The organism is Bacteroidales bacterium, assembly GCA_021648725.1.
Taxonomy (GTDB): domain Bacteria; phylum Bacteroidota; class Bacteroidia; order Bacteroidales; family JAADGE01; genus JAADGE01.
Map to the genome: position 1 here is coordinate 14135 of JAKISF010000001.1, position 14513 is coordinate 28647.

The 14513-nt window shown below is 29.4% G+C and carries 14 protein-coding genes; 11 read left to right on the forward strand and 3 right to left on the reverse strand.

Annotated features, from left to right (window positions below; genetic code table 11):
• Positions 1-216 precede the first annotated feature (216 nt).
• From groL to L3J35_00090, 7 genes are all read left to right on the forward strand, one after another.
• On the forward strand, positions 217-1857 hold the full coding sequence (gene groL, locus L3J35_00060; protein ID MCF6364576.1) for a chaperonin GroEL: 1641 nt from the start codon (positions 217-219) through the stop codon (positions 1855-1857).
• Between the two features lie 160 nt (positions 1858-2017).
• Positions 2018-2614 (forward strand): RNA polymerase sigma factor, encoded by a 597-nt coding sequence (locus L3J35_00065; GenBank protein ID MCF6364577.1) that lies wholly within the window; start codon positions 2018-2020, stop codon positions 2612-2614.
• Positions 2614-3090, forward strand: a complete 477-nt coding sequence (locus L3J35_00070; GenBank protein ID MCF6364578.1) for a hypothetical protein — start codon at positions 2614-2616, stop codon at positions 3088-3090. Before L3J35_00065 ends, L3J35_00070 begins: the two co-directional genes overlap by 1 nt.
• Before the next feature lie 76 nt (positions 3091-3166).
• The gene (locus tag L3J35_00075) at positions 3167-4267 is read left to right on the forward strand and encodes a hypothetical protein (protein ID MCF6364579.1); all 1101 of its coding nucleotides are present in this window, start codon (positions 3167-3169) and stop codon (positions 4265-4267) included.
• Between the two features lie 17 nt (positions 4268-4284).
• On the forward strand, positions 4285-5235 hold the full coding sequence (locus tag L3J35_00080; GenBank protein MCF6364580.1) for a T9SS type A sorting domain-containing protein: 951 nt from the start codon (positions 4285-4287) through the stop codon (positions 5233-5235).
• Between the two features lie 18 nt (positions 5236-5253).
• A complete protein-coding gene (locus L3J35_00085; GenBank protein ID MCF6364581.1) occupies positions 5254-6426 on the forward strand; it encodes an OmpA family protein in 1173 nt (390 codons plus the stop codon).
• Positions 6427-6532: 106 nt separating this feature from the next.
• Positions 6533-7315: a DUF3108 domain-containing protein gene (locus L3J35_00090; GenBank protein MCF6364582.1), complete on the forward strand. Its 783-nt coding sequence runs from the start codon at positions 6533-6535 to the stop codon at positions 7313-7315.
• On the opposite strand, the gene L3J35_00095 is transcribed toward L3J35_00090, so the two are convergent.
• A complete protein-coding gene (locus L3J35_00095; protein MCF6364583.1) occupies positions 7312-7704 on the reverse strand; it encodes a lipocalin family protein in 393 nt (130 codons plus the stop codon). The two genes, L3J35_00090 and L3J35_00095, sit on opposite strands and share 4 nt — an antisense overlap.
• A gap of 118 nt (positions 7705-7822) precedes the next feature.
• Here L3J35_00095 and L3J35_00100 point away from each other — a divergent pair, with 118 nt between their 5' ends.
• A complete protein-coding gene (locus L3J35_00100) occupies positions 7823-8506 on the forward strand; it encodes a hypothetical protein (protein MCF6364584.1) in 684 nt (227 codons plus the stop codon).
• Positions 8493-10211, forward strand: a complete 1719-nt coding sequence (locus L3J35_00105; GenBank protein ID MCF6364585.1) for a hypothetical protein — start codon at positions 8493-8495, stop codon at positions 10209-10211. The genes L3J35_00100 and L3J35_00105 overlap by 14 nt, the downstream gene beginning before the upstream one ends.
• A 22-nt stretch (positions 10212-10233) precedes the next feature.
• Here the strand turns inward: L3J35_00105 and L3J35_00110 are convergent, their stop codons facing one another.
• Together L3J35_00110 and alaS are read right to left on the reverse strand one after the other, a co-directional pair.
• Positions 10234-10635 carry a hypothetical protein gene (locus L3J35_00110; protein ID MCF6364586.1) on the reverse strand — a complete coding sequence of 134 codons (402 nt, stop codon included), beginning with the start codon at positions 10633-10635 and terminating at the stop codon, positions 10234-10236.
• Between the two features lie 73 nt (positions 10636-10708).
• On the reverse strand, positions 10709-13336 hold the full coding sequence (alaS, locus tag L3J35_00115) for an alanine--tRNA ligase (protein MCF6364587.1): 2628 nt from the start codon (positions 13334-13336) through the stop codon (positions 10709-10711).
• A gap of 150 nt (positions 13337-13486) precedes the next feature.
• Between alaS and L3J35_00120 the strand changes: the two genes are divergently transcribed.
• Positions 13487-13678: a cold shock domain-containing protein gene (locus L3J35_00120; protein ID MCF6364588.1), complete on the forward strand. Its 192-nt coding sequence runs from the start codon at positions 13487-13489 to the stop codon at positions 13676-13678.
• A gap of 124 nt (positions 13679-13802) precedes the next feature.
• Positions 13803-14507 (forward strand): Crp/Fnr family transcriptional regulator, encoded by a 705-nt coding sequence (locus L3J35_00125; GenBank protein MCF6364589.1) that lies wholly within the window; start codon positions 13803-13805, stop codon positions 14505-14507.
• Positions 14508-14513: the final 6 nt, after the last annotated feature.

A 14513-nucleotide genomic window follows, 5' to 3' on the forward strand; every position in this document is an offset into this window, starting at 1 on the left:
GAATTGTCATTAAGTCTGCCAAAATTATCATTCTTTCAAAAGATATATATATTATTGAATATAAGTTGATTATAGTTTTTTTGAGGAAAGATTATAACACAACTTAATTTTATTCTTTTAAATCTATGCCTTATAGTATCAAAAATGTATTTGGCATAAATTATGTAAAATCACAACATGTATAAAATGTAATTTTAAATATAAAATAATATAAAAATGGCAAAAGAAATTTTATTTGACATTGAAGCAAGAGACGCATTAAAAAAAGGCGTAGATAAACTTGCAGACGCAGTAAAAGTAACATTAGGTCCGAAAGGAAGAAATGTTGTTATTGAAAAATCATACGGTGCACCTCAAATTACAAAAGACGGTGTTACGGTTGCAAAAGAAATTGATTTTTCAGATCCTTATGAAAATGTGGGAGCTCAAATGGTAAAAGAAGTTGCCTCAAAAACAGGTGATGATGCAGGTGACGGAACAACTACCGCAACTGTTCTTGCACAGTCAATAATAAATGTAGGTTTGAAAAATGTTACTTCCGGAGCAAATCCGATGGATTTAAAACGAGGTATTGATAAAGCAGTTAAAACAATTGTTGCAGACTTACATAAACAATCTGAACAAGTTAGCGAAGACAGTAACAAAATTGAACAAGTTGCAAGAATCTCAGCAAATAATGATGCTGAAATAGGAAAACATATTGCCGATGCAATGAAAATTGTTAAAAAAGACGGTGTAATTACCGTTGAAGAAGCAAAAGGAATGGATACAAATGTTGAAGTTGTTGAAGGAATGCAGTTTGACAGAGGTTATATTTCTCCGTACTTCATTACCGATACAGAAAAAATGGAATCTGTTCTTGAAAACCCGTATATTTTATTGCATGATAAAAAAATATCATCAATGAAAGATTTAATGCCGGTTCTGGAACCCGCCGCACAAGCAGGACGGCCTTTAATGATTATTGCGGAAGATATTGACGGAGAAGCCCTTACCACACTTGTTGTTAATAAACTTAGAGGAACTTTAAAAGTTGCTGCCGTTAAAGCTCCCGGATTCGGAGACAGAAGAAAAGCAATGTTAGAAGATATTGCAATTTTAACAGGAGCAACTTTAATAGATGAAGAAAAGGGATTTTCATTAGAAAACGCAACACTTGAAATGTGCGGTTCTGCCGAAAAAATTGTAATGGATAAAGAAAATACAATAATTGTTAACGGTGCAGGAGAAAAAGACTTAATTAAAGCAAGAGTTAACGAAATCAAAAAACATATTGAGAATACTACTTCTGATTACGATAAAGAAAAACTCCAAGAAAGACTTGCAAAACTTGCAGGCGGAGTAGCAGTAATATATGTCGGTGCAGCTTCCGAAGTTGAAATGAAAGAGAAAAAAGACAGAGTTGATGATGCATTAAGTGCAACACGTGCAGCAGTTGAAGAGGGTATTGTTCCCGGTGGTGGAGTTGCATATATCAGAGCATTAAATTCTCTTGAAAATTTAAAAGGAGATAATGACGATGAAAATATAGGCATTGAAATTATTAAACGAGCTGTTGAGGAACCGTTGAGGCAAATTGCATTGAATTCGGGAAAAGAAGGAGCTGTGATAGCTCAAAGAGTAAAAGAAGGAAAAGCTGATTTCGGATATAATGCACGAACAGATAAGTTTGAGAATTTATTAAAAGCCGGAGTTATCGATCCTACAAAAGTAACAAGAATAGCTCTTGAAAATGCAGCTTCAGTAGCCGGAATGTTCTTAACAACAGAAGTTGTTTTAGTTGAAGAAAAATCTGATGAGCCTGCCGCACCTATGATGCCACCCGGCGGAATGGGAGGTATGGGCGGAATGATGTAAGGCAATTCAGTATTAACATACAAAAAACTTCTCTTTTTAAGAGAAGTTTTTTTATTTTAACTATTTTTGCAAGTCAAAAAGAAAAATGTAAGTATTTCTTGTTAAATTACTATCTATACTTGCAACCTTTTTAATCGGTTGCATCTTAAATTCATAACAAATGCCTGTCAACAAAGATATAATAAGACAGTGTAAAAAGGGAGATGAAAAAGCTCAGGAATTTATTTTTAATAAATATTCTCCTGTTCTTTTCGGTATCAGTTTGAGATATATGAAGAGCAGAGTAAAGGCTGAAGATGTAATGCAAGACGCATTCATTACAATTTTTACTAAAATAAAGCAATATAACGGTAAAGGTTCTTTTGAAGGCTGGATAAAACGCATTACTATTAATACGGCATTAATGCAATTAAGGCAAGATAAAAAAGAAATTATTTCGAATATAATTGAAGATGTCAGGCAACCGGAGGTTTATGAAGATAATACCATTCTTAAAAATCCGAAATCAATAATTGAAAATGCTAAATTTACACAGTCCGAAATATTTGATGCAATCACAGAATTGCCCGAAGGTTTCAGAACCGTTTTTAATATGTATGTAGTTGACGAGTTAAAACATAAAGAAATTGCAAAAGAACTTGATATAAGTATCGGAACATCTAAATCACAATTGTTGAGAGCAAGAAAAAAGTTGGAAGGGATTTTATATGAAAATGCACTCATTAAATTAAAAAATACAAAAAAGGAGATTTTTTGATGAAAAACAGTATGAAATATATTGACAAATTGTCAAAAGGGAAACTTGAAAATTATCAAGTTATTCCTGAAACTGATTGGAAATTATTCAAAGAAAATTATTCAGGAAAGTTTATTGTTGAGGATAATTTAAAATTTAATTTCAAAAACTATTTAACAACAAAGAATATTTTGTTTTCTGTTGCAGGAGCATCCGTAATAACTGCCGGAATTTTTTTCAGCACAAACAGTTATAATAAGGAAGGAATGAAACCCGTTTATAAAAATACAATTAATAATAATGATTTTGCTGTTTCTGATAAATATAACTCGAGTAAAAGTGCAAAACCTTTATTTATTGAAAAAGAATTTGAAATAAAAGACAGTGCTTCCGTAAAAGAAACAAAAGAGAAGGATGTTGTAATAAGAGTTGAGGTGCCTGTTGTAAAGAATGTTGAAATAAGGAAAGAAATTATTGTAAAAGATACTTTGAGGTAGAATTTTACCGTTATATAAATGAAGTTTAAAGAAATTAATTTTAAAAGACAGTTATAAATTCTAAAAAGTATTAAAAATGAACAAATACCGACATATTATACTATATGTGTCGGTATTTTTTTGTGCCGTATTTTTGTTTGTATTATTAAGCAGTTTTAAGCCAGGGATAAATAAAATACCCGAAACAAAAGATACAATATATATTTATGATACCGTATATTATTATGATACAACTTTTGTATATGATACAGTATTTTTGTCAGATAAATATTCTGATACAATAAAAATTAAAATTAATAAATTAAAAGAGAAAGAGTTTTTATCCGCAAAATCAAGCTTCCTGTTTAATAAAACAAGTAATTTAATACCTTCGGGCAGATATCTGTTTTCGTTTGATTTCTTTTTTTCACCGATGTATTCAATTCATAACTTTCAGTCTCATTTAATTTACAAAGAATTTTCAGTAAAAAATCAAAATTCGGTACAAGAAGATTTAAGTATATCATCCGGTTTCGGAATTAACTTTCATAAACCATTTTTAACTTACAGTTCAGGAATAAATTTTACCAAATACAGAGAAAGTTTTAATTTTTTAGCAACAAACTATAAAATTGATACAATTACGGCATACGGTTATTTTACAGAAACCCGGATGCAAATTGATTCAATTCCTTTAATTAATATTGATACTCTTTTAGCAACCGGCGATACGGTATATTACTGGTTCAGGGATACAAACTATATTGAGACTTTAGATTCAGCCCTTGTTTCTAAAATTGATTCGGTTTCGTTTCAGGTAAATGATAAAGCATCTAACTCATATTCATACATTGAAATTCCTTTAATTTTAAGTTTTAATATTTACAGAACAAATTATTTTTTTTCACCCCAATTCGGAATAATTACAAGTTTTTTTGTTAATTCTAAAGGAAAAATTGTATCTTTGGCTAATCTTGACCAAAGTAACAGCTTAAAAGATGAAACTAAATTTGCAGCAATAAATTTATCTTTTTATGCAGGTTTAAGATTTAACTATCTTTTAACAAGAAGATTAGATTTTTTTACGAGTGCATATTTCAGGAAGAATATTCACTCGGTTTATGTAGATTATCCGATTGTTTCAAGATTTAATACTTTTGGCTTTAAGTTTGGATTAAGATATAAATTAACTTTTTGAAATTAAGCTATTTTAACATGAATAAATTAAGTTTTCTTTTTGTTTTAATAATACTCCCTTTACTTGGTTTTACACAAAACGGTAAAAATATTTCAAAAAGTGAAAATACATACTCCGGTTATGTATTTATGGGAGAAAACTTACTTCCGAAAGGAAAAGTTTATTTAATAGACAATTCCAAAAATATATATTCCACGGAAGATGTTACAGAAGTTAATGAAGGAGCATTCCTGTTCAGTAATTTAAAATCCGGAAAATATATGCTTTATGTTATACCTGAACATGATTATGATTTCTTTTATTTTCCGAAATATATTCCGACATATTCAGGCAATTCATTTAAGTGGGAGAGTTCTAAAAGTATTTTATATTTAAACGGAGCAACAAAAAATAATATAAACTTGATTTCTTTTGCCGAACCGTTTTACGGAAACTCAATGATATCCGGAAAAATAAAGTATGACCTCGGGTACAGAGGAGGAAGATATATCCCGATTCCGATAATCCTGCTTAATGAAAAGAGAAAACCAATAGATTTCAGAATTGCTGACAGCTTTGAAGGAGTTTTTATTTTTGAACATTTACCCGAAGGAAAATATTATCTTCATCCTGAAATTCCGGGTATTAAAACTGAAGAATTAGAAATAATTGTAAAGTCAGATGAAGAAAATAAAAGAGCAAGATTCTTGGTTGATAATAATTCAATTAAACCGGAAAGAGCCGCCGGTTCATTAAATCCGATAATAACAGAAAATAATCTAAAAGTATTCTTAAATCAAGAATTTGAATTACCGGTAATTTGTGAATTAACTGATATGTCCGGCAAATCAATAGTTAAAAATATATATTCTACCGAAGACATATATATAAATACATCCGGTTTTAATGCCGGGATATACTTATTAAGAGTAAGAACATTCAATAATTCAATACTTAAAACAGCAAAAGTTTATATTAATAATTATTAAACACACAATATTGTACTTATGAGAAAAATATATTTTCTTTCGTTGACATTTTTTATGTCAATATCATTATCAAGCATTGCACAAACTTATGTTGATATTTCAAATACAAGCACATGCGAACAAGCCTTAGATATTTCAAGATTTACGATTTTCGGTCCGACAACTGCTCCGGTTGAGCTTAAAACAGCAAAAAGTAACAGCTTTGACCTTACTAAACATCCTACTTGGTATAAATTTACAATAAATAAAGACGGTATATTATTGTTTGATATTATTCCGCAAAACCCTAAGGATAATTACGATTTTATGCTTTTTAAAGCTGACGATAATTTTTGCGAAAAGTTTAAAGCAAAACAAATAACTCCCATAAGATCTAACTTCAGCAGACAAGAAAATGCAAAAGGTCTTACCGGATTGTCTTACAGCGGAGCAGCTCTTGATTATGAGAAAGGTTTAATGGTAAGCAAAGGCGATGTTTTTTATTTAGTTCTAAATAATGTTTATAAAAATGGTAAAGGACATACAATTTCTTTCAAACAACTTAAAACAATAAAAATATCAGGAACTGTTGTTAACAGCAAAAACGGGAAACCGATAAAAGCCGAAATAAGATGGTGGAATTTAAGAAACAACAATGTTTTTGTTACATCTCAAACAGAAAAAAAAGGTTCTTATGAGATTGATATTTTATTAAACAACCAATCAAACACTTTCCCGAAATATGAATTATGTGTTTACTCCGATAATTATTTCCCTGAGTATAAAATTTATTCAACAGCCGAAGCAAACCAATTAAATGATAAAAAAATTGAATTCAAACTGAACAGAGTTAAAAAAGGAACAAACAATGAAGGCTTAGGAGTAATATACTTCCAACCTAATGATGTAAATATTGTTCCTACATCAGAATATGTTAAAAGAAAATTGTTAAAATTCATGACATTGAATGAACAAGCTGAAATTGTTTTAGAAGGACATACAAACGGCTTATTCCCCAGTACTGATGTTGATTTTGAATTATCAACCGACAGAGCAAACCTTATAAAAGAATATTTGGTTGATAACGGAATTTCTGAATCAAGAATAGGAATTGAAGGAATGGGAAGCAAAAACGAAGTTTATCCTATACCCGAAACTGAGGAGGAAGAAGGATTTAACAGAAGAGTCGAAATTAATATTATAAGTTTTTAATATTTTAAAATATAACTTCTTTTAAGCGGGTTTTCCCGCTTTTTTTATACTATTTCGATAATAAATTATTTTAAATTCAGTTCAATAATAAATAATCAAGCAGTCTATGAAAAAAACATTAATAATATTTTCACTCTTTTTATATTCATTTTCAGCATTTTCTCAAAAAGATTCTGTTCCTGTTTTCAATACAGCTTTTAAAGCAGGTGAATATTTAAAATATAAAGTTAAATACGGTTTAATAAACGGCGGTTATGCCGAAATGAAAATCGACATCGAGAAAATAGGATACGATTGGTATTTTCATGTTAAAGCACTCGCAAAAACAGCAGGCTTGGTAGGAGCATTTGCAAGTGTCAGCGACAGATACGAAAGTTTCATTGAAATAGGAACAGGGCTGCCACTGCAAGCAATAAGAGATATAAATGAAAACTCATACTTAAGATATAATGAAATAATCTTCGACAGAGAAAAAAATGAAGTTATCAGCTTAAAATCAGGCAAACACAAAGTGCCGCCCGGAACATTAGACGTTCTTTCTGCATTTTATTTTGCTCGCAGGTCAATATTTCAAGATAAGATAAAAAAAAATGATGTAATAAATTTAACAACTTATTTTGATGAAGAAATTTATATCGTAAAAGTAAAATATAAAGAAACTGAAAAAGTGAGAACAAAGTTCGGCAAACTGAAATGTATGAGATTTGTTCCTGTGCTTGATGCAAAAAGTCCTTTTAAAAAAGAAGAAGACATGCAAGTTTGGTTCTCAGACGACGGTAATTTCATTCCCGTAAAAATTAGATTAAAAGTGGGAATAAGCACCGTAAAATGTGATTTAACAGAATATAAAAACCTGAAAAACCCATTAGGTAAACCTTTTGTTCGCTAAATTCGGGAAAGAACCATAATAATTCTTTTAGCTTTTCTGAAACTTTTCAACGTCATTTTACTGTCAGATTTGTTTATTATCTCGAAGTAATTATTTTTATCATCACTCAATATTTTATTCCCGTCTTCTGAAATTGACCAAATTCCTGTAATTTTTTTTCCTGCAAGTGAAAGTTCATAAGATTTGTTATTTTTAAATTCAATATATGAGCCTGATAACAAGCCGATTATTGCATCTTTATATGAATCACTTGCTTTGTTATCCCCGGTCGATTCTAAAGAGGTAATTTGCCATTTACCGATAATGCTTTTTTCAATCTTCTTTGAAATTGAGCAAGAACTGACAATAATTAATACAAATAAAACTGTTAAATATTTGAAAGCCTTCATATTTCTTTTTTAAATTTAAACAAAGATAAAAAGAATTATTTGCAATTTTGGTTTCATAATAGTAATTTTAACATCAAATTATAAAAACAAAACATAAACTTATCAATAAAAAACTAAAATGGGTTGGAACATATTTAAAAAAGGAAAAAATAAACTTCAAAATCAAGAAGGTATAGATTTTAAAACAAAAATTGAAAACGCACTGAGAAATGCCGAAAACGATAAAAGAGATGCAAGCAACGAAATTGAGAAAATAAGATCTTGGGCGGCAGAAGTTATCGTTGAAACTTATGCTGAAATTTTTCCTAACGGGCATTTAACTTACTATCGTGAAAAATATAAAAATGATGCACTTGAAAATTACGAGAAATATAAAACAGAAAATGCCGACAAAATAGATTCGGGGAAAGTTGAAAAATGTGATAAAATAGTTAAAGCATATCTTACTCAAATAAAATTAAGAGAATCGAAACTACAACTGTATGATAAATTAGTTTTAAAATACAAGGAAACAAAAGAGAAATTGAAAGAGTTAGAACTTGAAAAAGTTGCCGAAGACAAAATTACGAAACATGAAGAAAGAATTAAACAATTAGACGGTGCCGAGAATGAATATGTTGATGCAATGACCGATACAATTAAACTTGAAGAACTTGAAAGAGAATTTGAACTTAAAGCGGAATATGCAAATCAATTATCTTTATTAAATGAAAAATATAAAGACAGAGAAGACGTTGAAGACTATACAACTTCTCTTGCTTTTAAAGATGAAATTGATAAAATGATTAATGAAATTGAATAAACAATATAACAAACTCATATTCAAAAACCTTAAAGGAACAATTTATTTGTTCCTTTTTTTACTTGTATTAAATAAAGCAAATGCACAGAAATATAATTTAACAATTATTTCCGACAGCATAAATTCAGAAAAATTCTTAAAGAAAAAGGCTTATGATAAAGTATTTAACGATTCTCTAAGTTTATTTTCCGAATTAGAAGCAATTAAAAGTAAATTATTTGCAAAAGGCTACATAAGTGCATCATTCGACAGTGTTATTTTTGATTCTGCAAGGGTAACAGCTTATCTGTTCACAGGAATTAAATATAAACTGCAAGAAATTAATATTCAAGAAATTGACAAACAACTTCTGAGAAAACTAAATATTTCTGAAAAAAAAATCAAAGCAAATAAAATTAAACCTCACGAACTGCTTGATTTTTACAATAAAATTATTACATATTACGAAAATAATGCTTATCCGTTTGCAATCATAATTCCTGAGAAAGTTGAAGTTATTGACAATAACATAAAACTTAATCTACTGATTAACAGAAGCAAACAAGTAAAAATTAATAAAATAATAATAAAAGGAAACCCGAAACTTTCCGAAATTTACATTAAAAGATATTTATCTCTATTTGAAAATGATGATTATAATGAAAACATAATTTCATCGATAAATTTAAAAATTGAAGAACTAAGCTTTTTATCGCAAATAAGAAAACCCGAAATTGAATTTTACGGAAATAATGCCGATGTATATTTATATCTGAAAAATAAAAAAGCAAACCTTTTTAACGGAGTTGTCGGATTTATACCTGTCAAAAATAATGATTATAAATTATCATTTACCGGAGAAATTGATTTTAGATTACTGAATAATTTCACAAAAGGAGAGGAAATTTACTTAAAGTGGAACAGAACGGAAAAATTATCGCAAAAATTGAATGTGGGAACAAATATTCCTTTTTTGTTTAAAAGTCCTTTCGGTTTAAACACAAATTTTAAACTTGATAAAAGAGATACAACTTTTATGTCGGTATTCGGAAAAGCAGGAATAGATTATTCATTTAAAAATAATGATAAAATTATTGCTTATGCAAAAGTTGCAAATTCATTTATTTTATCATCTCAAAATATTGATACTACAATTTTTAAAAATGTAAAATCAACCCTTTTCGGTATTGCATACGAAACAAAAAATATTGATTATATTTACAATCCTTCAAAAGGTTTTTTTCTGTATTCTGATATTGCAAGCGGAAATCGTAAATTAGCAAATTCAACATATTCGTTTTTAGATTTGAAATTAAAATTTGATTATTATTTACGGTTATTCGGAAAGTTTGTGCTTAAATCATCTTTAAAAAACAACTATATGTTCTCAGAGTCGCAATTATTTCAAAACGAAATGTATAAAATCGGAGGTTTTAATTCTGTGAGAGGTTTTGACGAAGATGCATTTTTTACTTCCGGTTTTTCGATGCTCAGCGGAGATTTACGCTATTTATTTGAACGAAACTCCAATGTTTATGCTTTCATTGATTATGCAAGAATAAAACAAATTGATAGAACAATAAATTTAACAGGTTTCGGTTTCGGAACAAATTTTAATACAAAAGCAGGTATTTTTTCAATTGCTTACGCATTAGGTAAACAAGGAGGTAATTCGGTTTTACTGTCAAATTCAAAAATACATTTGGGTTATGTGAATCGGTTTTGAGCTAATAATGTTAGTTCAGTAACTAGTTTTCCCTTTCCTTTACTAATCTGTAATATTGAATTAAATCATCACCGGCTTCTCTTGTTTCTTTATTTAAATTTCGTCCTATCTTTCCTGCTTCTTTGCCTATTTCTTTCATTTTAACAACTTTGTAAACTACTTGCTCGTTCTTTTTCAATTTTATTGTTTTTACCCAATCGGCAATTGTATCAGCATTAAAACTTACTTGTATTATAAACTTACCGGGAAGCAAATCTTCAATTTCAACTTCGTCAGAAGGATATGCGTCTTGCGGTTCTTCATTAATCCACACCATAAATTGTGCGGTTTCTTCTTTTAAATCTGTATAAATTTTTATTGAACCTTGCGAATAGTTAATAAAATATGCAAAGATTAGACTAAATGTCAGAATAATTTTTTTCATGTATCTATATTTTATAGTTGCTAAGCACTTCAAAAGTGCTAAACAACTTGTTTTAGAATTTATTTTAAATATATTACTTTTTTTCAACAAATTCAACTGCTTTTTTCAAAGCTTTATCAATTCCTGAAACATCAGAACCTCCGGCACTTGCAAAACCTGCTTGTCCTCCTCCTCCGCCTTTCACTTCTTTTGCAATTTCTCTGATAATTTGTCCGGCATTTAATCCTTTTTCTTTAACTAAATTATCCGAAATAATAATGGTTAAGTTCACTTTTCCGTTAATATCGGCAGCTGTTACAAAAAATAAATTTTCAATTTCACCTTTTAATTGAAAAGCCATATCTTTTATTTGTCCGGCATTGCTTACCTCAACTTTCTCGGCAATAACATTAATGCTGTTAATTTCCCTAACATTACTTTTCAGTTTTTGTTTCAGAATCTTAACTTTTTCTTTTTCAAATTCTTCAACTTGTTTTTTCAGTGCTTTGTTTTCTTCCAAAGTTTTTTCAATACTCAATTTTAAATTTTTTGAAGCTTTAAAATATGATTGAATATCATTAATCAATTGCAAATTTTTATAAATATACTTTTCGGCTTCAACTGAAGTTACTGCTTCAATTCTGCGAATTCCGGCAGCAATAGCACTTTCAGATATTATTTTAAAGAAGCCTATTTCGCCGGTTGCCGAAACATGTGTTCCTCCGCAAAGTTCTGTTGAATCGTCAAATTTTATTACTCTTACTAAATCCCCGTATTTTTCCCCGAATAATGCAGTTGCTCCCATTTTCTTTGCATCTGCCATAGGAATTGCTCTCTTTTCATCCAAAGAAATATTAGCCCTTACTTTCTCATTAACAGCCTTTTCAACTTCTAAAATTTCTTCATCCGTCATTTTTTGAAAGTGCGAAAAATCAAATCGTAAATGTTTCGGGTTAACCAAAGAACCTTTTTGTTCGACATGGTTTCCGAGAACATCTCTTAAAATTTTATGCATTAAATGGGTTGCGGAATGATTTGCCGTTGTAAGTTTTCTTTGTTGCGAACTTACTACTGCTTTATAAGTTGCATTTGTATCAGCAGGCAGTTTTTTTGCAATATGAATAATTACATTGTGTTCTTTTTGAGTATCAATAATTTCAATTTTATCGGAATCTGATTCAATATATCCTTTATCACCGACTTGTCCGCCGCTTTCGGCATAAAACGGTGTAAAATTGAATACTAAATGATAAAAATCTTTACCTTTAACATTAACTTTTCTGTATCTTGTAATTTTTATTTCGGCTTCCATTCTGTCGTAACCTATAAATTCTTCAATATCATCTTCCGAAATAACTACCCAATCGTCTTTATCTTCAACTGCAGCATCTTTCGACATCATTTTTTGAAGTTTCATTGCTTCGTCAAAACCGGATTTATTTATTTTAAGCCCGTGTTCTTTTAAAATCAATTCCGTAAGGTCATAAGGAAAGCCGAAAGTATCATAAAGAAGAAAAACAGCAGCACCTTCAACAACTTTTTGGTTATTTTCTTTTTCTGTTTTAATAACTTTATCTAACAACTTAATTCCTTTTTCTAATGTTCTTAAAAAAGAAACTTCTTCCTCATAAATTACTTTTTTTATTATATTTTTTTGATTAACCAGCTCATTAAAAGCACCTCCCATTACGTCTGTCAAACTGTCGGTTAATTTATTAATAAAAGGTTCTTTCATTTCCAAGAAAGTATAAGCATAACGAACAGCTCTGCGTAGAATTCGTCTGATAACATAACCTGCTCCTGTATTTGAGGGTAACTGTCCGTCGGTAATTGAAAATGAAACAGCTCGTAAGTGATCTGCAATTACACGCATTGCAATATCTGTTTCGTTATTTTTCCCGTATAATTTTCCGCTCAGTTCGGAAATCTTTTTAATAATCGGCTGAAAAATGTCAGTGTCGTAATTAGATTGTTTTTTTTGAACAACCATACATAAGCGTTCAAAGCCCATTCCTGTATCTATATGTTTTGCGGGAAGGTTTTCTAATTCTCCTCCCTTTTTTCTGTTATATTGAATAAAAACTAAATTCCAAATTTCAATAACCAAAGGATGGTCTTTATTTACCAAATCTCTTCCGGGTATTTTTGTTTTTTCTTCATCATCTCTTATATCTATATGTATCTCAGAACATGGTCCGCAAGGTCCGCTTGCACCCATTTCCCAAAAATTATCTTTTTTATTTCCGTATAAAATTCTGTCTTCCGGAAGATATTGTTTCCAATATTCTAATGCTTCATTATCTGCTTCTGTTACGTCTTCTTTTGAACCTTCAAAAACAGTAGCATATAAATTATTTTTATTAATTTTCAATACTTCGGTTAAATATTCCCAAGCCCAGTCAATTGCCTCTTTTTTAAAATAATCACCGAAAGACCAGTTTCCCAACATCTCAAACATTGTGTGATGGTATGTGTCATGCCCTACTTCTTCCAAATCATTGTGCTTTCCGGAAACTCTCAAACATTTTTGAGTATCGGCAATTCTGCTGTTTACTATTTCAGAATTCCCCAAAAAAATATCTTTAAATTGATTCATTCCTGCATTAGTAAACATCAAGGTTGGGTCATCTTTAACAACCATAGGTGCCGAAGAAACAATTTTATGATTTTTAGACTTAAAGAAGTCGATAAATGTTTTTCTTATTTCATTTGAACTTAACATATCATTATTTTATTTTCTGCAAAAATGTAAAAATATCTTTAAATTTTGATTAAAATATTTATAAATAACAACAATTAATCTTTAAAATTTCTTTATTCAAGAATATTAATTAAATTTGCGTTTTATATATTTATTACAATTACTATTAAAATGAAAAAAGGAACAGTAAAATTTTTTAACGGATCCAAAGGATTTGGATTTATTGTTGATGATGAATCAAAAAATGAATATTTTGTTCATGTATCAGGATTAATTGATGAAATTAATGAAGGCGATGCAGTAGAATTTGATTTAAAAGAAGGAAAAAAAGGTCTTAACGCAGTAGATGTTAAATTAGTTTAATATTTATCTGAAACTTTTTAAAAGCCTGTCTGTTTTGACAGGCTTTTTTTATTTGAATCATTAGGTTTTTTGTGTAAAAAGTTCAAGATTTAAATAAGCCGGTGTATATTTGCAAAAAATAAATATGAATAGTTTAAAAGACAAAAATATAGAAAATTGTAAGTTATTTTCAAATATTGAAGTTAACAGACTTTACGAAACTTTTGAGCAAATACACTTTCAAATAAAATCTTTTGAAAAAGAAACTTTTATTGCCGCAAGAAATACGGAGTATAAAAACTTAATGATAGTTATTAAAGGTATTGTTAAAACAGAAATGACTGATTTTAAAGGAGCAACCGTTAAAATGGCAGATATAAAAGAGTATGAAAGCTTAGCACCTGCTTTCTTATTCGGAAATTCAAACTTGTTGCCGGTTGATATAATTGCAAAAACAGATGTTCAGGTTTTGTTAATGCCGAAAGAAGAAGTTTTGAAATTCTTCAATTTGTGTCCTCAATTTCTTATAAATTTTTTGAATACAATCTCCGCAAGAACGCAGCATGTTATTAAAAAAATCAGATTTTTATCATTCAGAACATTAAAAGGAAAGTTTGCATTTTATTTATTAAAATTAGCTCAACAACAAAATTCTTTTTCCGTTAAACTTAAAAACACACAGCTTGAACTTGCTGAAATATTCGGAGCTACTCGCCCGTCGGTTGCAAGAGCTGTAAAACAATTGGCAAACGAAGGTTGTATTACGGTAAAAGGAAAATATATTGAAATTAAAGATAAAGAAAAAATTTCAGCATATTTGAAATATGAAGACCATATTCATTCTGTGTAGTATTCT